18 protein-coding genes, 1 riboswitch and 1 other annotated feature are annotated in these 20488 nt (G+C 48.6%); of the genes, 7 read left to right on the forward strand and 11 right to left on the reverse strand.

Going from position 1 to position 20488, the window contains the following annotated elements; translation table 11 throughout:
• Nucleotides 1-44: 44 nt before the first annotated feature.
• A complete protein-coding gene (gene metH / locus POF51_RS24290) occupies nucleotides 45-3491 on the reverse strand; it encodes a methionine synthase (RefSeq protein WP_069852249.1) in 3447 nt (1148 codons plus the stop codon).
• Between the two features lie 116 nt (nucleotides 3492-3607).
• Nucleotides 3608-3709: riboswitch (SAM riboswitch) on the reverse strand.
• Between the two features lie 213 nt (nucleotides 3710-3922).
• Between metH and POF51_RS24295 the strand changes: the two genes are divergently transcribed.
• Nucleotides 3923-4030: a YjcZ family sporulation protein gene (locus POF51_RS24295; RefSeq protein WP_007724452.1), complete on the forward strand. Its 108-nt coding sequence runs from the start codon at nucleotides 3923-3925 to the stop codon at nucleotides 4028-4030.
• Nucleotides 4031-4097: 67 nt separating this feature from the next.
• Here the strand turns inward: POF51_RS24295 and POF51_RS24300 are convergent, their stop codons facing one another.
• Nucleotides 4098-6308 (reverse strand): YcdB/YcdC domain-containing protein, encoded by a 2211-nt coding sequence (locus POF51_RS24300; protein ID WP_271756255.1) that lies wholly within the window; start codon nucleotides 6306-6308, stop codon nucleotides 4098-4100.
• Nucleotides 6299-6871, reverse strand: a complete 573-nt coding sequence (locus POF51_RS24305; protein WP_069852253.1) for a sigma-70 family RNA polymerase sigma factor — start codon at nucleotides 6869-6871, stop codon at nucleotides 6299-6301. The genes POF51_RS24300 and POF51_RS24305 overlap by 10 nt, the downstream gene beginning before the upstream one ends.
• Before the next feature lie 15 nt (nucleotides 6872-6886).
• Here POF51_RS24305 and POF51_RS24310 point away from each other — a divergent pair, with 15 nt between their 5' ends.
• From POF51_RS24310 to POF51_RS24320, 3 genes are all read left to right on the forward strand, one after another.
• Complete coding sequence (locus POF51_RS24310; protein WP_244521836.1) at nucleotides 6887-7564, forward strand: hypothetical protein; 678 nt, start codon at nucleotides 6887-6889, stop codon at nucleotides 7562-7564.
• Nucleotides 7565-7607: 43 nt separating this feature from the next.
• Nucleotides 7608-7872: a binding site (T-box leader), on the forward strand.
• Nucleotides 7873-7921: 49 nt separating this feature from the next.
• Nucleotides 7922-9637 carry an arginine--tRNA ligase gene (gene argS / locus POF51_RS24315; RefSeq protein WP_106833463.1) on the forward strand — a complete coding sequence of 572 codons (1716 nt, stop codon included), beginning with the start codon at nucleotides 7922-7924 and terminating at the stop codon, nucleotides 9635-9637.
• 125 nt (nucleotides 9638-9762) lie between these two features.
• A complete protein-coding gene (locus POF51_RS24320; protein WP_106833464.1) occupies nucleotides 9763-10125 on the forward strand; it encodes a hypothetical protein in 363 nt (120 codons plus the stop codon).
• An 84-nt stretch (nucleotides 10126-10209) separates the two neighbouring features.
• Here POF51_RS24320 and POF51_RS24325 read toward each other — a convergent pair whose 3' ends face one another.
• Genes POF51_RS24325 through POF51_RS24350 form a run of 6 tightly spaced genes read right to left on the reverse strand, consistent with a single transcriptional unit; the run spans nucleotide 10210 to nucleotide 15082 of the window.
• Complete coding sequence (locus POF51_RS24325) at nucleotides 10210-11391, reverse strand: thiolase family protein (RefSeq protein WP_271756256.1); 1182 nt, start codon at nucleotides 11389-11391, stop codon at nucleotides 10210-10212.
• Between the two features lie 27 nt (nucleotides 11392-11418).
• Nucleotides 11419-12159: an amino acid ABC transporter ATP-binding protein gene (locus POF51_RS24330; RefSeq protein ID WP_271756257.1), complete on the reverse strand. Its 741-nt coding sequence runs from the start codon at nucleotides 12157-12159 to the stop codon at nucleotides 11419-11421.
• A 17-nt stretch (nucleotides 12160-12176) separates the two neighbouring features.
• On the reverse strand, nucleotides 12177-12842 hold the full coding sequence (locus POF51_RS24335) for an amino acid ABC transporter permease (protein WP_271756258.1): 666 nt from the start codon (nucleotides 12840-12842) through the stop codon (nucleotides 12177-12179).
• 49 nt (nucleotides 12843-12891) lie between these two features.
• The gene (locus POF51_RS24340) at nucleotides 12892-13710 is read right to left on the reverse strand and encodes an ABC transporter substrate-binding protein (protein WP_069852266.1); all 819 of its coding nucleotides are present in this window, start codon (nucleotides 13708-13710) and stop codon (nucleotides 12892-12894) included.
• 44 nt (nucleotides 13711-13754) lie between these two features.
• Nucleotides 13755-14417, reverse strand: a complete 663-nt coding sequence (locus POF51_RS24345) for a 3-oxoacid CoA-transferase subunit B (RefSeq protein WP_069852269.1) — start codon at nucleotides 14415-14417, stop codon at nucleotides 13755-13757.
• The gene (locus POF51_RS24350; RefSeq protein ID WP_069852271.1) at nucleotides 14417-15082 is read right to left on the reverse strand and encodes a CoA transferase subunit A; all 666 of its coding nucleotides are present in this window, start codon (nucleotides 15080-15082) and stop codon (nucleotides 14417-14419) included. The genes POF51_RS24345 and POF51_RS24350 overlap by 1 nt, the downstream gene beginning before the upstream one ends.
• A gap of 281 nt (nucleotides 15083-15363) precedes the next feature.
• Between POF51_RS24350 and POF51_RS24355 the strand changes: the two genes are divergently transcribed.
• On the forward strand, nucleotides 15364-16785 hold the full coding sequence (locus POF51_RS24355) for a sigma-54 interaction domain-containing protein (protein WP_271756259.1): 1422 nt from the start codon (nucleotides 15364-15366) through the stop codon (nucleotides 16783-16785).
• 154 nt (nucleotides 16786-16939) lie between these two features.
• Here the strand turns inward: POF51_RS24355 and POF51_RS24360 are convergent, their stop codons facing one another.
• Together POF51_RS24360 and POF51_RS24365 are read right to left on the reverse strand one after the other, a co-directional pair.
• Complete coding sequence (locus tag POF51_RS24360; RefSeq protein WP_069852275.1) at nucleotides 16940-17341, reverse strand: hypothetical protein; 402 nt, start codon at nucleotides 17339-17341, stop codon at nucleotides 16940-16942.
• Between the two features lie 51 nt (nucleotides 17342-17392).
• On the reverse strand, nucleotides 17393-18235 hold the full coding sequence (locus POF51_RS24365) for a deoxyribonuclease IV (RefSeq protein WP_069852277.1): 843 nt from the start codon (nucleotides 18233-18235) through the stop codon (nucleotides 17393-17395).
• Between the two features lie 322 nt (nucleotides 18236-18557).
• Between POF51_RS24365 and POF51_RS24370 the strand changes: the two genes are divergently transcribed.
• Entirely contained in the window at nucleotides 18558-19151 is a 594-nt protein-coding gene (locus tag POF51_RS24370; RefSeq protein WP_069852279.1) for a TetR/AcrR family transcriptional regulator, read from the forward strand.
• Between the two features lie 62 nt (nucleotides 19152-19213).
• Nucleotides 19214-20461, forward strand: a complete 1248-nt coding sequence (locus tag POF51_RS24375) for an MFS transporter (RefSeq protein ID WP_069852281.1) — start codon at nucleotides 19214-19216, stop codon at nucleotides 20459-20461.
• The last annotated feature ends 27 nt before the right edge of the window (nucleotides 20462-20488 follow it).

Below are 20488 nucleotides of genomic sequence, written 5' to 3' on the forward strand. Positions count from 1 at the left end.
CTCAATCCCTTCTCTCCCCGTTTCATTTATCTTTACTACTTTCCTTACACTTCAAAAATAGATGGACCTGCGTTGAAATAACGTGCTTCAGGATGTGCAAATACCATCGCCGATACGGAAGCTTCTGGCTCCATCATGAAGCCCTCTGTCAGCTGAACGCCGATATCCTCTGGACGCAGCAGACGGAACAACTGCGCCTGATCTTCCAGGTTCGGGCAAGCAGGGTAACCGAAGGAGACACGAATGCCCTGATATCTAGCACCAAAGCGCTCGAGCATCGTCATCTCAACCGGATCAGGAATGCCCCACACGTCGCGCATGACGTGGTGAATTCGCTCTGCAAATGCCTCTGCCAGCTCCAATGCCAAGGATTGGAGGACATGAGAGCGCAAGTAGTCACCACGCTCTTTTAGCTCTGTAGATTTTTCGCGAATCCCTCCCCCAGCCGTTACGGTCAGGAATCCGACATAATCCATTTCCTTGCTCTCCACTGGTCGCAAGAAGTCGGACAGGCAAAGATGAGGTTCTTCCAGCTGACGCGGGAACGAGAAGCGCTCCAGCAGCTTGCTGTGGTCTTTTGGATCATAAACCAAAATATCGTTGCCATCTGACTGAGCCGGGAAGAACTGATACACGCCGTGTGTCGTAATGGTTCCTTTTTGCTTCGCTTCATTTAATAGCTCTTCCACAATGCCATACAGTTCCAGTACCTTCTCGTCGCCTGCCTCTATCAATCTATCTACATTTCCGCGAACACCGAGGTGTTTTCCGAGGAGCATCCGCAGGTTCAAATACGGTTGCAGATGGCTGAGCGGGTATTGTCGCAGAACATGTCGTTCACAATCTGGTGGCAGATGGATCGGAACCGTTCTGCTGACGGCTGAGCGAGCTGGCAAAGGTGCTTTTTTCTCCTCGATGACAGGTTGAGCCGTTGCAACTGCTTCCAGCAGATGTTGCTGTTCCTCTACCAAGCGATCACGTTCTTCCGGATTTTGCAGACGATTTACGAGATCCAGACCATCCATGGCATCTTTTGCGTATAAAACAATTCCACGGTATTCCGGTGCGATCCGGTTCGATGTGAACTTGCGCGTCAACGCCGCACCGCCAACCATCATCGGGATATCAATGCCTGCATCACGCAGGTCTTGTGCTGTAATGACCATTTGCTGTGCGGATTTTACCAAGAGTCCAGACAGACCGATGGCATCCGGCTTTTCTTCTCTGCATGCGGCAATCAGTTGCTCTGGCGGCACCTTGATCCCTAGGTTCACGACATTGTAGCCGTTGTTTGACAAAATAATTTCCACGAGGTTTTTTCCGATGTCGTGTACATCGCCCTTGACTGTCGCCAGCAAGATTTTCCCCTTGGCAGCGGCATCGCTTTTTTCCATGAATGGCTCTAAAAACGAAACGGATGCCTTCATGACTTCTGCACTCTGCAATACTTCTGCCACGATCAACTGGTTGCCGTTGAACAGGCGACCAACCTCTTCCATCCCAGCCATCAGCGGACCGTTGATGATCTCGAGCGGTGTGTATTTATCCAGAGCCAGCTTTAGGTCTTCCACCAGGCCATCCTTGGAGCCTTCGACCACATAACGGGCCAAGCGTTCTTCGAGCGTTAACGAGGAGACTTCCACACTGACTTCCTTTTTCTTTTGGCGATAAAATTCGGTAAAGGCCGCCAATGTCTCATCATTTGTCTCGAATAGGAGGGCTTCTGCCAGCTTTCTCTCGTCTTCTGGAATCGAAGCGTAGCGCTCCAGCTTTTCCGTGTTGACGATGGCGTAATCAAGCCCTGCGAGAGTTGTGTGGTACAAGAAGACCGCATTCAGTACTTCCCGACCCGCAGGAGGCAAGCCGAAGGAAACGTTACTGACACCCAGGATCGTCTTGCAAGCAGGCATTACCTGTTTAATCAAACGAATTCCTTCTACGGTTTCCTTGGCAGAGCCGATGTATTGTTCATCCCCTGTCCCTACTGGAAAGACGAGTGGATCGAATATAATATCCTGTGGTTTTATGCCATACTGGTTGACAAGAATGTCGTACGAGCGTTGCGCGACCTCCAGCTTCTTTTCGCGAGTGATAGCCATACCCGCTTCCTCAATCGTTCCAACGACAACGGAGGCACCGAATTTGTGAATAAGCGGAACGACTTCCTCAAATCGCTCCAACCCGTCTTCCAAGTTGATCGAGTTGAGAATGGCCTTCCCTTGCGAATAGCGAAGTCCCAGTTCCATGACCTTGGCATCTGTCGAGTCGATCATGAGGGGCGCTTTTACTTTTTTCACGATGAACTGTAGGAATTTTTCCATATCTTCGTATTCATCACGGTCGGGGTCAGCCAAGCATATATCGATGACATGTGCGCCGCGCTTCACTTGTGCTCGGGCAATATCAGATGCTTCTTCATAATGACCAGCTGCAATCATTTCACGGAATTTTTTGGAACCGATGACATTGGTCCTCTCCCCTACTAGTAGAGGACGATTGTCATCTTCGACGTAAACAACCTCGATCCCGGAGACTGCGCTCAGCGGTTCCACAGCTGCACTGCGCGGCTTGCAGTCTTTCAACGCTTCTGCCATCGCTTGAATATGGTCAGGCGTTGTTCCGCAGCAACCGCCAGCGACGTTTATCCAGCCCTGATCAGCGAATGCCCGCATTTTCGAAGCAAGTCCCTGTGGCGTTTCATGGTAATGACCGTTCTCGTCTGGCAAGCCTGCGTTCGGATAACAGCTAACCGCACATTGGGCAATTCCTGACAGTGTCCGCAGATGATCACGCATGAACTCTGGTCCTGTCGCACAGTTCAGACCAATGGAGACTGGCTGTAAATGCTCCAAGGAGATGTAAAACGCCTCGATGTTTTGGCCCGCCAGCGTTGTGCCCATCGGCTCAATCGTACCTGACAGCATCACCGGGAGCTCCTGTCCAAGCTCTTCAAAAGCTTTGCGAATCCCGATTCCGCCAGCCTTGACGTTTAACGTGTCTTGCGAGGTTTCCAATAGAAGAACATCGGAGCCGCCAAGGATCAGACCTTTTGCCTGACGATAATACGCCTCGACCAGTTCTTCGAAAGTGACACCGCCTGTCAACGCAAGGGTTTTGGTCGTAGGTCCCATTGCACCTGCTACAAAACGCGGCCACTCCTCCGTAGAATAGGCATCCACCGCTTCTCTGGCCAAGCGGGCTGCGGCTATATTGATCTCAAGGTCTTTTTCTGGCACATCGTACTCAGCCAAAACGATGGAAGCAGCACCAAACGTATTTGTCTCGACGATGTCTGCGCCCGCCGCTAAATATTTCTCGTGAATGGAACGGATCACATCTGGTCTGGTCAGGTTCAGGAGTTCATTACAGCCATCATAGGCTTCACCGCCGAAATCATCAGCAGTCAGGTTTGCCTGTTGAAGCATGGTGCCCATTGCACCGTCCAGAATCAGAATTTTCCGGGAAAGTTGTTCGCGAAAAGTTGGTTTCATTGACGTGCCCCTTTTCTACCTTGCATCGGCTTATTCTCCGTAATTGGGTAAATAAAAAAATCCTCTTCTTTGAAAGAAGAGGATTTGTCAGCAGATACGAAAACGCCTGAGACATCCTCTTATCTTTCAAAGCACATAGCTTTGCTGGAATTGGCACCGGATTTTTACCGGTTGCCGAGGCTTCATCAGGCCAGTCCCTCTGCCTCTCTGGATAAGAGTCGTACACTTGTCATTTAGTTGTTTGGCGAAATGTCTTGAATGTTTGCAAGTATCTTAACACCCCCTTTGTCTCCCCGTCAATTGTGAATTGTCTATTTTTTACTGAGCCTCTCCTCATACGCGCCCATTTTTGCCTTAGCTGGGCATCCGCCCAGTCCAATATCCGCATTCGTGTATAGACTGGAGTATAACGGAAAGGAGGGGAAACAAAGATGAGTACATCATTCTGCGGAAACGGATTCTTCGGTGACTGCTTCGCAATCGTGCTCGTGCTGTTTATCCTGTTGGTAATTATTGGGTGTTCATGTGACGACTGTTAGATAAGTGTTTAAAAAAGGCTATCCCAAAAGCCATCAGGAATGGCTGCGGGATAGCCTTTTTTTCTTGTTATTTGGTGATGATCTTGCCTGTCACGGCATCCAGAGTAATAAATTTTAGCGCCAGCTTTTCGTCACTCCACGGCACATACGCCAGCTTTGGTTGAGCTAATTTTTGCCCATCCACATCTCTCATCAAATAGACCAGCTTTAAAGGCATGACGCGTAAATACGCCTCAACAGCCTTGTCTTTCGAGACGATCTCGTCGGATGCTGGAAGCTCCACCAGCTCGTGCGTCTCTCTGTAGTTTTCAAACTTTGTCACTTTGCCAGAAGACGGATCGACTGTTACTGAATAAGCCGCTTTTTGCCCGCGATCCTGTACTGGAATGCCATCCTTGCTCATGAGATATCTGAATTCCCATTCGCCCGATGACACAGGATTCGCTTCGCCTGGCTGTATAACTTGTGCCAATTGCACTTCTTTTACGCCTGGATCGACGTATTTATGCAGAAAGGCGAGTGAAGCCTCTTCTGCTTGCTCTCGTTTGACTGTCACTGCTGTATCGGAACGCGGTGATCCCAGCCCGACGACACTGCCTGTTTCTGCGATGACTTCTACGCCAATATACTTGTCATTTTTATCATTCCAGACGTATTCCTTGTGTCCATCACGGTAACTCTTACTCTCTCTATAGGTCGAGTCATCTACTTGTATACCGAATTCCGCTTGCAGCAGTGCTTTTGCCTCATCCTTGGAGCGAACCTTGACGTATTCCTTTGGAGATTCGATCGGATGTGCTTCCTTCGCATTTAACTGATCATAGGCAAGCCCGTTATCTCCCGTTCCATATACAATCTTGCCATTGGTCGCGTCGATATGCCACTCCGTACCATCTTCACGTCCTCTTTGCATGAAGGAAACAGCTGGCGTGTACTCCAGGATAGGTTGCCACTTCTCCCCTTGTTTGGATTGTGGCTGTATTCTCGGATTCTGCACGTATCGAAGCTTCATATGCTCGCTCAGCTCTTTGATGGCTACCTCTTCTGATACAGCAGTCGATATATCCGGGTACTGCGACGGCTCGAATGTTTCGGGCTCCATCCTGAAATATTGGACGTGGCCAGAGTTAGTTGTTGTTATGCTAATTTCATCAGACAACACTGGCAATTCGTTATGATATCGCAGATACACCCCTGGATCGTTGGCGTCCAATAACCGATAGTGTTCACTATCCGCCCCGAGCAGTTTGTTCAAAAACTGTCGCTCTTGCTGCAAGGCTTTTTCTCCTTCTGCTTCTTTCCGGCTCGCTGCTTCCTTTTCATCCCTATTCAAAAGCCTGTACGATTCCAGTACTTGACCATTTCCATAGATCACAAGAGAAACCTGATGCCCCTCCTTGTTCGTTTTCCCCAAGATGAATGACATGCCATCGTGGTTCTTTTCTTTATCCAATAGAAGAAGGGACGGGTTCAAATCTGGCATGGCATCTGTCAGCTTGGTGAAAAAGGCTTGTTCACTCTTGTTCAATCGCCCGAAAAACGCAACTTGCTCCTGTTGGTCAATTCCAACCGACAATACGTTGAACGGAACGGGCTGGCCGTTTTCCATACGTTGATAATTCACGCTCATCCATGGGCCTTTTACCATATGCTCGTCGGTATAGATCTGAGTCTCGACGTGCTGATAGGACTTGCTTTCCTCTCCCAAGAAAGCTTGAAGAAATGCGTTTGCTGCATTCTCCGCAGTCTTGGCTGATGGCAAGTTCATCTCCTTCTGTTCTTTCCGATCACCGTTTATTGTAAAGCTCTCAATTTGTCCTGTCTGTGTATCATAAACAACATTGGCACACGCAGCATCGCCTTCGAGTAAAGTTAGTTCACTGATTCCATGGCTTGTACGATCCACTCTTATTGTCATCTTGCTCAAGGCTGGGATCGCCTTTTTTAATGGTAAAATTGCCGCTTCCGGCGACACTTTTACGCTGCTCTGGTTTGCCTCTGTATTCTTTTTATCCGTTGCAGTTGTTGCCACTGCATTCGTTATATTTTTTCCACTCGGCATCTGGGGAAACCAACCTTGTTGATGCAAGCCCACAGCAGTTACCGCCAAGCACGCAGCCAGCGATCCAGCCATAAATAATCTGTTTCGATTCTTGTGTTTATTCTTTGCAATCGCACCTCTGATCCGTAATTCCATCTCTTTTGTAAACCTCACTTCCTCCACTGATTCCTCACTTGCTCTCCGTACCGCTTCACGCATTTCCTTATCTACGTCCATTCCAATCCCTCCTTTTCACACAATGCCTTAAAATGTTTTCGGGCCCGTGACAATTGGGTTCGTACGGCATCTTCTGAAATATCCAACACTTGTGCAATCTCTTTTATCGACAAATCTTCATAGTAATGAAGTACCATGACTTTTCGGTACAGCGGCGAGAGCTTCATCACCTGCTCCGCTACCTGTACCTTGCTCATTCGTCCGATGACAGCAGATTCAACATTTACGGTGTCTACCTTTTCCGGCGGTGCTTCCTCTTTGGAGAGGTATGTAGAAAAAATCTGGCGAAAGGACCACGAACGCAAATATTTGCGGGACTCGTTGATCGCAATTCGGTAAAGCCACGTTTTTACGCTACTCTGATGGCGGAACTGATCCAGACCCCGATACGCCTTCAGGAACACTTCCTGAGTAATGTCTTCAGCGATTCCCCGGTCCTTGACGATCAAGTAGGCGAGCTGCACGATGTTGTCTCCGTACTCACTCATGAGTCTCGTCAGCTTCTCCTCGTTGGTCAGTTGCAGCGTCCAGTCCGCTTCGCTACTTTTGGCACTTGCATTCACGCGCTGTTCACCTCCTTGTTTCGTGTTGATATGTATTTGATCCAGCTGGCTTATTTTTGTGACAAGATTATCCAATTATTTTATCAATCATCCTTTTCCCTGCTTCCACTGCTGCACTACGTTGCGTTGCTTTCATTGTCAGCGCACATTGCTTTTGCTATCATGAGGCTTATTGTAGAGCGAAAGGAACGAGATGACATGGCTGACTTGCAAGCACGTGAAAAAGACAAATTTCTGTCCTGTTTGGAGACCATAAAAGAACTATCCAAATCCGAGTTTGAAACCTATTCCATCGTTAAGAATACCGAAACCGGGGAACATTATCTCCACTATTTTTTGTCCCACATTAATTTATCCGAGGGAGGCAGAAGAGACGATTACGATCACTTCCTGCCGATTGAATCCGACGATATTTTAGCGATTATGTTTGGCGAACAGCCATACCAGTTTCCGGAGAACTGGCGCTCCGCTTATTTGCGCAGTGGTAATGACAATCGATTGATCCCGTTCGATCCATCGGAAAATTACGATCTGGACGATGCCGCTGCTGCCGAGCTGGCCATGCTCGAAAAGCTGGAACAGTACAAAGAGCAAATGATGAACGCGGATAACCTCAGCGCGGAAGAAAGAGAAGAGCTGACCAAACAATATTTCGCGGAATTAGATAAGATTTTGCAAAAACCGGAACAGTGAGTTGCATCCTGACGGTTAAAACAGCTATAATTCTAGAGAAACAAACGAATCGTTGATGAGGAAAGTACTCCTTGTGCGAGGCTGTAGCGAGTCGGGGACGGTGTGAGCCCGATGCCAAACCATGTGAGGAAACGCCCCTCGGAGATGCGGCCTGAACATCCTACGCCAGTCAATATGGGCAACGGATCGTGTAGGGCTATGCCGGGACTGCCCGTTACAGCAGGTCAAGCGGTTTTTGTCTTCCAAGTTTACTGGAAGGGAAAAACAACAAGAGTGGCACCGCGGGAGTATAACCTCTCGTCTCTTTTTCACAGGAGACGTAGAGGTTTTTTTATTTGAAAGGAGTAGAAATTTTAGATGAGCTACAAACACCAAGTCGCTGAAAAGATTGCCGCTACGCTCTCCTCGATGGGCGTAGACACACTGACAAAAGAAGCCGTATACGGCATGCTGGAAACACCACCAAACCCTGCAATGGGCGATGTGGCCTTCCCTTGCTTCCAATTGGCAAAAGCATTGCGCAAAGCCCCACCGATGATCGCAGCAGAGCTGGCTGGACAGCTCTCCGGTGCACCATTGCGCGAATCACAAGCAGTTGGACCGTATGTGAACCTGTTCCTGGACCAAGAAAATGTAGCAGAGCAAGTAATCGGAACAATCATTACGCAAGGCAGCACATATGGAAGCAGCAATGTCGGTCAAGGACGCAAAGTACCAATCGACCTCTCCTCACCGAATATCGCCAAGCCGTTTTCCATGGGGCATCTGCGCTCTACTGTAATCGGGAACGCGATTGCCAACATCATGGAAAAGCAAGGCTACGAGCCAGTGCGCATCAATCACTTGGGTGACTGGGGTACGCAGTTCGGTAAACTGATCGTTGCGTACCGCCTCTGGGGTGACGAAGCAAAGGTAAAAGCAGAACCAATCAAGGAGCTGCTCAGCCTCTACGTTCGCTTCCACGAAGAAGTCGAAAACGATTCTACGCTGGAAGACCAAGGCCGTGAATGGTTCAAAAAGCTCGAGGATGGCGACGAAGAAGCACAGCATCTGTGGAAATGGTTCCGTGATGAGTCCCTCAAGGAATTCATGAAGATCTACGACCTGATGAACGTAGCCTTCGACTCCACACACGGTGAAGCATTCTACAACGACAAAATGGATCGCGTTGTTACGTTGCTCGAGGAAAAAGGTCTGTTGACTGAATCCGACGGTGCGATGGTCGTGAACCTCGATGAATACAACATGCCGCCATGCCTGATCAAAAAATCAGACGGCGCTACCCTGTACGCTACGCGTGATTTGGCTGCTGCCCTCTTCCGCCACGAATCGTACGATTTTGCAAAAGCACTCTATGTCGTAGGGAACGAGCAACGCCTCCACTTCCAGCAGCTCTATAAAGTGTTGGAAAAAATGGGCTATGCTTGGTCCGCAAATATGCACCACATCCCATTCGGCATGATGCTCAAGGACGGCAAGAAAATGTCCACGCGTAAAGGGAAAGTGGTTCTCTTGGAAGAAGTGTTGGCACAGGCCATTTCTGATGTCCAAAAAGTCATCGAAGAGAAAAACCCTACGCTATCCAATAAAGAAGAGGTGGCTCGTCAAGTCGGGGTAGGCGCAGTTATTTTCCATGACTTGAAAAACTTCCGCCTGAATGATGTCAACTTCTCCTGGGAAGAGATGCTGACCTTCGAAGGGGAAACTGGACCATACGTGCAATACGCACACGCTCGTGCATGCTCGCTCTTGCGCAGAGGTGGCTACCAGTCAGCAACGACAGTGAACCTGGCTGCCGGTGCACTCGACAGCAAAGAGGCTTGGGCAGTGATTACCCTCTTGAACGCGTTCCCAGAGGTAATCGAACGTGCTGCCGATAACTTCGATCCGTCGCAAATCGGCAAGTATGTAATCGACCTGGCGCAAACGTTCAACAAGTTCTATGCGAATGTACGCATCCTGGCTGAAGAAGAAGATGTGAAAGCATCCCGTCTCCAGCTCGTAGCAGCAGTCGTTGCTGTACTAAAGGAAGGTCTGCGTCTGCTCGGTTTGGCTGCTCCAGAAGAAATGTAAGAAAGAATACGAAAAGCCGGTTGCCTTCCTCTTGCGGGGAAGCGCCGGCTTTTTTGATAGTCCCGTGTCATCATCATTCATCTGTGAGATAATGAAACGATGGCAGATGAATGAGGTGATCAACGATGGGAAGACGTGTACATTTTGGAAAGACGGATTTTACCTTGCGTCTCACTGGCTTGCATACCTTCTTAGCCTTGAAGAGCACCATCACGTTACCGTATCAATCGATCAAGCATGTCGAGGTCGGTTCTTTTGTTCCGCCAAAATGGATGTTGCGCATGCCAGGGACGTCTATAGCTCCATTGAACATATATGAAGGAAGCTTTCAGCACGGAAATGAATGGTACTTCCTTTCTTTTGCCCAGACTGATTCGTTGTTGATTCTAAAAGTAGAGGGTCATGTTAAATATCAGCATGTCATTGTACAGCTGGAAAACCCAACAGAAGTAGCGGCCACATTGCGAAAATACTTACACGAACAATAGGTCCCCTAATAAGCGATCACACTTTCATGGCAAAAAGCCCCGACATATCAAGGTTCGGGGCTTTTTCATATGCACATGAGAATTTTACATCGTCAAATTTTCATAGATCACTGACATCCCCATGCCACCTGCCATGCACAGCGTCACCATGCCATACTTCTCTCGTCTGCGCATCATTTCGTTCATCAACGTCACTGTCAGTTTAGCACCAGTAGCTCCCACAGGGTGACCCAAGGCAATCGCGCCTCCATTGACATTCACCTTGCTCGTGTCCAGCTCCAGGCATTTGATTACAGACAAAGCCTGGGCGGCAAATGCCTCGTTCAATTCGATGAGTCCAATGTCACCCTGCGTCAATCCCGCTTTCTCCAGCACCTTCTGCGTGGCGGGCACTGGTCCGATCCCCATCACGCCAGGTTCGACGCCTGCGCTGGCAAAAGCCTTGATTTTCACGAGCGGAGTCAAACCCGCTTCCTCCGCCTTTTCACGAGACATCATCAATACAGCGGCTGCGCCGTCATTCATCGGACACGCATTTCCGGCAGTGATGGTTCCTTCTTTTTGAAAAACACTTTTTAGCTTAGCCAGCTCTTCCAGCTTGATATCATGGCGAACGGATTCATCTTGCGCAAATACGCGGGTGCCTTTGCGATCCTTGATTTCAATCGGTACGATCTCACTCGCGAACGTGCCCGCTTCGATTGCTGCCGCTGCTCTTACGTGACTCTCGTAGGCATAACGATCCTGCTCCTCACGGGAAATACCGTACTGTACAGCCAGCCGTTCTGCGGTCATGCCCATATGCTCACCGGTCAACGAGCAGATCAAGCCATCGGACAAGAGGGCGTCCTCCATAGACAAATTGCCGAATTTGCTGCCCCAGCGGTTCTTCACGAGGTAGGGAACATTGCTCATGGACTCCACTCCCCCCGCAATCACCACTTCCTCTTGACCTGCTGCTATGGCTAGCGCACCGTTGCCAATCGCCTTCAATCCTGAACCACATGCTTTGATGACGATGTGACCATAGACATTGCGTGGAAATCCCGCCAGCTGCGAGCTGATACGTGCAGCATTGAGTCCTCCCCCATGTACGTAACCATTGCCAAAAATCACTTCATTGACTTGTTCCTTCGGCAAATCAACCTTATTCATCAAGCCTTCCAATACTTGCCGCCCCAGCTCTGTTGCCGGTACGTCACGCAGGCTCTTCCCGAATGCACCCACTGCACTACGCACACCCGCGACTATGACCACATCTCTCATGCCACAGCTCCCTTTCGTTTTCTGCCATTACAGTACACGGTTCAAAAATTCTCTCGTGCGCTCTTCTTTCGGGTTGTTGAAAATTTCTTGGGGTCTAGCCATCTCGATGATCTTGCCTTGATTCATAAACGCAACCCAATCGGCCACTTCCTTGGCGAACCCCATTTCGTGCGTCACAATAATCATCGTCATTCCTTCTTGCGCGAGCTGCTTCATTGTCTCTAGCACTTCCCCTACCAGCTCTGGGTCAAGCGCTGAGGTTGGCTCGTCAAAGAGCATGATCTCAGGCTTCATCGCCAGCGAACGAGCAATTGCCACGCGTTGCTTTTGTCCACCGGAGAGGCTGGACGGGTAGGCGTCCGCTTTTTCAGAAAGACCTACCTTTTGCAACAGCCGGAGCGCTTCCTGCTTCGTTTCTTCCTTGTCCGCTTTCTTAGCAATCAGCGGTGCCTCCATGATGTTTTCCAGTACCGTTTTATGCGGAAACAGATTGAAGTGCTGGAACACCATGCCTACCTTTTGCCGTACTTTGGTCAAGTCATCCTTTTTCGGGTCGATGCTTTTCCCTTCGATATAGATCTCTCCGCCGTCCTTGATCTCCTGAAAATTAATGCATCGAATCAATGTGCTTTTCCCCGATCCACTGGCACCGATCAAGACGACGACCTCGCCCTTTCCGACTTGCAAGGTAACATCCTTAAGAACTTCCACTTTTCCGAAGCTTTTCTTCAAATTTTGCACGCGTATCATTTCTCTTTGCTTTTCCATCGTCTTTCCCCTCCGCTTTACGCCTCTCCTTTGGCCAGACGCTTCTCCATGATGTGGACCACAAACGTAAACACCATGACAATGACCAAGTAATAAAGCGCCACAATCAAAAAGTACGTCATTTCGTCAAACGTTTCCGCAGACAAGCGGCGGGCCAGTGAGAACAACTCATCCATGGCAATGAAAGCGGCCAGAGACGATTCCTTCAAAGACAAAATAAACTGGTTGCCAAGCGGCGGGATCGATCTTTTCATCGCTTGCGGCAAAATGATCCGACGCATGGTCTGACGAGTGGACATGCCCAAAGACAGCCCTGCCTCCATTTGTCCTTTATCAATTGACTGAATGGAGCCCCGGAAAATCTCTGCGATATAGGCTCCGCTGTGAATCGCCAGAGCGAGCGCTGCGGACCAAAATTGACCGAGGTCAATGACTTTGTAAAAGCCGAAATACAAGACGAAAATTTGCACGACCAGTGGCGTACCGCGAATGATCATGATGTACGCATTAGCTACGAAACGTGCAACAGGAAGCTTGGATACCTTTAACAAGGCGACAAACAATCCGATAATCGAGCCTACGATAACAGAAGCGATCGTCAACTGAAATGTCAGCAGCAACGGCTTCCAAAAAAACGGCAATGTCCGGAAAAACTCTTCTGTCAGATGGGCAAAACTGGGCACTTGATGCCACCCCTCACTCGTAATGGAATATACTTGTTATACCAACTCACTATTCGGCTTTGCTGATGTCGCGATTAAAATACTTTTCGCTCAATTTGACGTAGGTACCATCTTCCATCATTTGCTTGAGCACTTCGTTGATCTTGTTCAGCAATTCCGTATTTCCTTTGCGCACTGCGATTCCATGCTTGACTTCCGAGAGTGGCGACCCGCTTTTCTTGAGCTTCAAGCCTTGCCCAATGGCAATCTCCCCTACGACGCTATCTGTAATCACGACATCATGTTTTCCCTGCTCCAAGGCACGCAGAGCCGTTACATCACTGTCATACGTTTTGATGTTATCCGTATACTCCCGCGCCATCTTTTCATGTGTAGTGCCGAGTGCAACTGCCACTTCCTTGCCTTTTAATCCTTCCAGCGTGCTAATGGTCCCATCCGGGCGAACGAACAGTTGACCACCGGACAAGTAGTACGGGTCTGCGAAATCAACCTGCTGCTTCCGCTCTTCTGTAATCGCATGGCTGGCAATCGCCGCATCGTAGCGTCCTTCCTTTACCCCTGCGATAATACCGGAAAAAGGCGACGTGACTGGCTTTGGCTCAAGCCCCAAGCGCTTGGCGATCTCATTACCGATCTCGACATCAAAGCCGGTCAATTGACCATCCTTGAAGTAGCTGAATGGCTGATATTCACCTGATGCCGCGTATACAAATACGCCTGCCTCTTTTGTCATGGACGATGCATTTCCAGCAGTAGCCCCACCCGCTTGACCTCCCGCGCTGTTAGTGGAAGCGCCTTGGCTACATCCGCTTACAAGTAGTGACAACGAAAATACGACTCCTGCGATTGTTTTCCATGTTTTTTTCATCTGTTCCATCCCCCAATTCTTTATGTTCGCGCTTACAATTCTCATTACTCTACTATTTGTAAATTTTCTGAAATCATTAGAGGTGCTCCGGTATGCGTGATGACATTTTCCAAGGTGTACGGGTACATGACCTCTGTCAAAAGCAAGCCTCTTTGCGTGACCTCGATAACGGCCCTCTCGGTGATAATGAGATCAACGCAGCCCTTCGCCGTCAGTGGCAATGTGCACTCCCTGCGAATTTTGGGCTCGCCTGCCTGATTGACATGGCTCATGAGCACGATTACTTTCTTCGCGTAATAGGCTAGCTCCGCTCCTCCACCAATTCCGTGAACGCGTGAGCCAGGAACAATCCAGTTTGCCAGATCTCCTCGGCGATTCACCTGCAACGCCCCGATAAACGCTGCATCCAGCTTTCTTCTTCGGATCATGCCATACGCTATGGTACTGTCGAAATACGATGCCCCCGGTACAACGGTAACAGGTGCTCCACCTGCGTTGGAAATATGCTCGTCCTCTTCTCCCTTTAACGGCGTAGGTCCGACTCCCAAGATTCCATTCACCGAGTGAAACATGACTTGCCATTCATGCGGGATAAAATCAGCGACGAGCTCAGGTATCCCAATCCCCAAGTTCACTGCCATTCCGGGAGCGACCTCTTTGGCTGCACGCCACGCAACCATATTTCGCTGATCCATTTCCAACCCCATTAGCTGTTCCCTCCGCCACGAACCACGATATAATCCACAAAAATGCCAGGCGTCACGATTTTATCCGGGTCCAGCTCTCCTACAGGAACGATCTCCTCCACTTCAGCTATCGTGATATCTGCGGCCATCGCTACTAGCGGATTCAGATTTCTTGCCGCCTTGTCATAAATGAGGTTTCCGTAAGTATCCGCCTGTTTCGCATAGACGATCCCTACCTCCGCTGTAAGGGCAGCTTCAATCTGACAAGTTCTTCCGGCAAAAGCAAATGGCTCTGCTCCTTCCATTCGCTCTCCTCTCACATGCGCATCTACAACGATTCCCGGAATGCCAACACCTCCTGCCCGAATCTTTTCTGCGAAAATTCCTTGTGGACAAAATGTCACTTCCAGCATCCCGTCCATCATTCGTTGACCTGCTTCGGGATTGGAGCCAATATGTGTGGTTATCAGCCGCCTCACCCGTCCATGACTAATCAGCTTTCCGATTCCGATTTCCGGATACCCCGCATCAATTCCGATGAGTGTCAAGTTTTGCACGCCTTTGTGCAAGATCGCATCAATCAAGTGTGCTGGGGAACCAATCGTGCCGAATCCGCCATACATCAGCCGGGTGCCATCCAGAACATGCTCCACTGCTTGTTCGTGCGTCACCAGTTTTGATAACATCGCATGCTTTTCCTTATCTCTTATTCTTGGGTCAATCGCTTACGTCCAACTATGTAATAGCAATTCTTGTGCCAAGTCTTAAAAGGGCAAGAAAACGCAATCAAGCTAAAAGCATTCCTTTCCGGTTGAGTCGAAGTAGATTCACTTTCGAATCGAAAAGTAGGAAAAGTCTAACTTTTCTCTTGAATCTATTTCGACTCAACTATTTTTAATTTCGATTCACTATACAACGATCAATTTGATCTTGTACAATCAGTTGAAAAACCAGGGAGCTACTCAACATGGAAAAAGCTGCGGAGATACTAGCACTGTCTTCTGTTGATCGTTTTATTGACATCTTGAACACACTGGCAGATGGGATATTCATTGCTGATGCGCAGGGAACTACTTTATGGTTAAACAATGCGAGTGAAAACCTGTGTGGCTTACCAAAAGCTGAACTCATCGGGCAAAACGTATCCGACCTCGAAGAAATGGGGATTTTCAGTCCTTCAGTCACCCGCTTGGTTTTGGAAACGGGAAAACCGACCACAACCATTCAGCTCGTCAATAATAAGGGAAAATTCCTGGTGACTGGACATATCATCCCGGATGAGGACGGGAGACCGGAGTTGATCGTTTCCCACTCGCGCGATATCACCGAGGCAGCCCGTGCCAGTTCACAGCTGGAAGAGACAGCCGCTTTGCTAAAGCGGTACAGCGAAGAGATTCAGCTCATGAAATGGGAAGCGAGCCAGAGCTCCTCCCAAACCTTGATTGGCAACAGCCGTTCCTATCTAGCCCTGCTAGAATTAATGAAAAAAGCAGCCCCTGTCGACACGACCGTGTTTATTACGGGTGAAACAGGTGTAGGAAAAAGCTATCTTGCGGAGCAAATCCACCAGTTGAGCGAACGAAGAAGCGGACCGTTCGTCCACGTCAACTGTAGCGCCATTCCTGAAACCTTGATCGAGTCAGAGCTGTTCGGATACCACAAAGGGGCATTTACGGGGGCGAGTCACTCGGGGAAAATCGGATTAGTGAAAATGGCAGACAAAGGGACGCTTTTCTTGGATGAAATCAGCGAGCTTCCCTACCACTTGCAATCGAAATTATTGCTGCTTTTGCAAAACAAAACATTTATGCCGATCGGCGGCACCAAAACATACACAGCTGACATCCGCATCATAACGGCAACGAATGCCAACCTTCAGGAACTCGTGCGGTTGGGAAAATTCAGGCACGACCTGTACTATCGCCTAAATATTTTGCCAATCAATGTTCCGCCATTACGGGAGAGAAAGGACGATATTTTCCCTTTACTCCACCACAATTTACAGCGATTCAATAGCAAGCATAACCAGAAACGTCGTTTTTCCCCGGAAGCGCTGGATGTTTTGCATCAATACGAATGGCCTGGGAATGTGCGGGAGTTGGAAAATTTGGTAGAGCGGATCGTTATTACGTCCAAGCTGGATGAAATCCAAGTCAGTGATTTGCCAGAAGAACTGCGGAGTATTCGTGAGCTGGAGGAAGGGATTCTTTCACTCGGTTCTCTTTCTCTTACAGAGCGGATGGAGAAAATTGAGATGGAATTTATTCTGCAAGCATTGCGCACACACAAAACGACTCGCAAAACAGCAGCAGCCCTCGGCATTACCCAGTCTCTTCTCATGCGACGGATTAAAAAGTATGGGATTCAACTGGATTCTGAGGACGAGTGATTGGGAAACTTAGTTAAACACTGAGTCAACATAGTGGAGGAGAAGAAAAAGCGTTGTTTGTTCATCGATACTTTTAAAAATGATCATCTTTATCTTTTCAGATTGGTATATAAAAAAGGAGCGCTACCTCGCAGCGCTCCTTTTCATTCTTGAATTATTCCTCAATCTTCTTCGCTTTTTTGCCAAACCACGTATTGGCAACCAGCTCGACTACTTGCTTCGGCAATGATTGTGGTGCTTGTATTTCCGTCCCTACCTTGTCCACTGTGCGATACAGCAAAGCCTTGTCATCCGCTGGGTCTGACATGGTTTGCAGTATCCACTCGCCGATTTGTCCGGCGTTTGTCCACTCTTCGATCATCAGCTGATACTCCCCTGGAGCCAGCTCGATGTAATCTTCGTCTGTCACATCGACAATCGCATATCCATCATGCTCGATTTCAGCATCGTATGTATTTCCGTTCGCCGCTTCGTACAGAGCGAGCTCCTCCGGGTTATTCAAGTTTTCTGTAAGATGAGTAAAATCCGCAATCGTCACCTTAATACGCTTTTTCATAGGTACCCCTCCCGTGTTGAACACATCATTTCACACTCTACCACAACATGGTCAACCCTGCCAATTGTCTCTAAGTAGACGAACATGTTTGATTTCTTCGCTATGGCCCCCTTCTGAGCCTCTCGCCGTTTCCAGAACGATGGGAAGTCCTTGCAATTCGGGTGTTTGCAAGAAAGCGGCAATGGCTGCATCACCGATCATCCCTTTTCCGATGGAAGCATGTCGGTCTCGAAAGGAACCACTCGGATAAACGGAATCGTTCAGATGAACGGCACGCAAGCTCGTAAAATAATCGAGCTCTCGCATCTGATCGGCTACTTCCCCCCAATCATTCCCTTTCCACAATCCGCTGGCAAATGCATGACACGTATCCAGGCAAAAGCCTACCTTCTGTGGCTCAGCAAACAATTGTCGAACCTGCGTGAGCTCTTCGAGTGTTGTGCCCATGCGATTGCCTTGTCCTGCATTGTTTTCGATTAACAGCTGGGCTTTTCCATTCCAGCCATCCAGTATTTGATTGACCATCTGGATCATGATTTTGTAACCGGTAAGTACATCAGCGCCTTTATACTGGCCAAAATGAACGACCACGCCCAACGCTCCACAAGCTTCGGCAATTTCAAGGTCATTTCGTACGGAGTCCACTGTAACGGCGAAAAGCTCCTGCTCCTCGACGCAAAGATTCACCGGGTATGGCGTATGGGCAATCGACAGCATGCCGTTTTGCTGACAAAAAGCGCGACATCGCTCTGCGTCCCGGGCATCGAATTGCTTGACACCTAGGCTTCGCGGGTTTTTCGGGAAAAATTGAAAGGATAACGCTCCTTCTTTGTATGCAGTTCTCGCTGCCTCCTCATACCCATGACGAATACTGACATGACAACCGATTTGCAAGGTAATCCCGCCCTTCTCTCGCTTCCTTTCATTGCTTGTTCAAAAAGTCGTCTTTTCAGCACCAAGAAAGTGGTGTGAACCTGAAAAAGGAGGAGCGGAATGTAGGGAACCTACATGAGCACCGGACTTTGAAGGTGAACGCCTCTTTCGACGCCGAATAGACTTTCATGACGACTCCGTGATCAAAAGACGACTTTTTGAAATACCTCTATCATTTTTCCCTCTGTCTCTTCTTCTCAATCGAATACTTGCGTTTCCCTGTCAGATCGAATAAACTGAAACTAAACCGAACGTTCAGTCTAGAAGAAGGAGCATTTCTAAAATGTCAAAGCGTCGTCTCGATGGGGAGAAAACCAAACAACATATCGTAGAGAAAGCCACCGAGTTATTTTCTCAGAAAGGCTATTCAGCCACTTCCATTGAGGACATTTGCCAAGCAACTGGAGCGAGCAAGGGCAGCCTCTATTACCACTTCAGAAACAAGGAGCAGTTGTTCCTGTATTTGCTTGAAAAACAGTACAACGAATGGGAATATCTGTGGCAGGAAAAAGAAAAAGAATTCGAGACATCTATCGATAAACTGTACGGCTTAGCTGTTTTTTTCTTGGAGGATTATTTGTCCCACCCTCTAAAAAAAGCGGGCGAAGAGTTCTCCGGTAGCCAGCTAGCAGATCCAGTCATTTTGGAACAAGTGCTAGAAATGCTCGGCTCCACGTATACCCTCTATACTTCCCTCTTCCAAGAAGGAATCGACCGAGGCGAGTTCGCCCCATGCGATCCCGAAGAAATGGCGATGATACTGGAAGGGCTGATGAACGGAATCATTAACGTGGGTTATCAAATGGAAGACGAGCGTCTTTATGCTCTGCTGAAAAGGAGCATTGACGTTTTGCTGCATGGCATTGTTGCCAAGTAGCATTTTTTTCAACTTTTATTAGACCGGACGTTCGGTATAACTTTTTGGGAGTGAAATGACCTATGAAAGGTCTTTGGGGAAACAAAGTTTTTCTCACCGTCTTTATCACGGATACATTAGAAAACATCGGTATATGGATCCGAAACATGGCCTTGCTCTATTATGTGATGGAGACGAGCGGCAACAATCCGACCGCCGTATCGCTCTTGACCGCTATCGAACTTGCGCCGATCTTGGTTTTTTCGATTATTGGTGGGGCATTGGCTGATCGCTGGAATCCGAAGCGAACGATGATAACCGGGAACCTGTTAAGCTCCCTCTCTGTTTTAGTCATCGTGTATTTGCTCTGGCAAGGGATGTGGATCGCTGTATTCTTTGCGACATTTATCTCAGCTGTCGTGTCGCAGTTCTCCCAGCCTTCCTCTGCCAAGATGATGAAGCGTCATATTCCTGATGAGCAAGTTGCAGCAGCTGTGTCTATTTCACAAAGTACGGGTTCAATTTTTCTTCTGGTTGGCCCAATCGTCGGTACCTTCTTCTTTGAACATTGGGGCATCTACCCTTCCCTGTTAACGATGGCCGGCCTCTTCTTCGTCTCGGCACTGATCCTCTTGACACTCCCTACCTCAACTGCCAGTGCAACAGAGGAAGACGGAACTCTCCTTTCTGAGATTAAAGCAGGTTTTGCCTATGTAAAAAAGCGACCAGCCTTACGCGGGCTTGCCGTTACCTTTGCGTGTCTGGGACTATCCTCGGGTCTTATCAATTCGCTGGAGGTATTTGTTATCACGGATCGTCTATTACTCTCCAAGGAAGCCATTCAATGGTTTACCGCATTAGACGGATTGGGTATGCTGTTAGGCGGTATTTTGGCTTCCATTTACCTCGATCGCCTGAATGGTCGTTGGGTCATTACAGGTGGATTGATTTTCTTCGCTCTTTCCGTCGCCGTAGAAGTTCTCTCTGTATGGGTATACGTCACCGCAGCAATGCGCTTTTTCACCGGAATTGGGATGGCATTTTTACAGATCGTGATCGGTATGTTCATGATCAAACTCGTGGATGAAGCGTATATCGGACGAGTGAATGGAACGATTTCACCGCTCATGGTCGGACTCATGATGATCGGTTCCTTTGTTGCAGGTCCGCTCATGCAGATGACTTCATTGATTACGGTATTTCTGATCGCATCTGTCATCCTTCTGCTCGCTGCATGGGGATGTACTCGAATCAAGTGGGATTCGGCCGAAGTTACACCAGATGGAGCTAACCATCTTCTCGAACACAAACAAGCGCAAACTCTATCGTAAGAGAATGCGCCCAAGCAAAAAAGCTGT

The sequence above is a fragment of the Brevibacillus sp. AG genome (genome assembly GCF_028369215.1).
Classification (GTDB): Bacteria; Bacillota; Bacilli; order Brevibacillales; family Brevibacillaceae; genus Brevibacillus; species Brevibacillus porteri.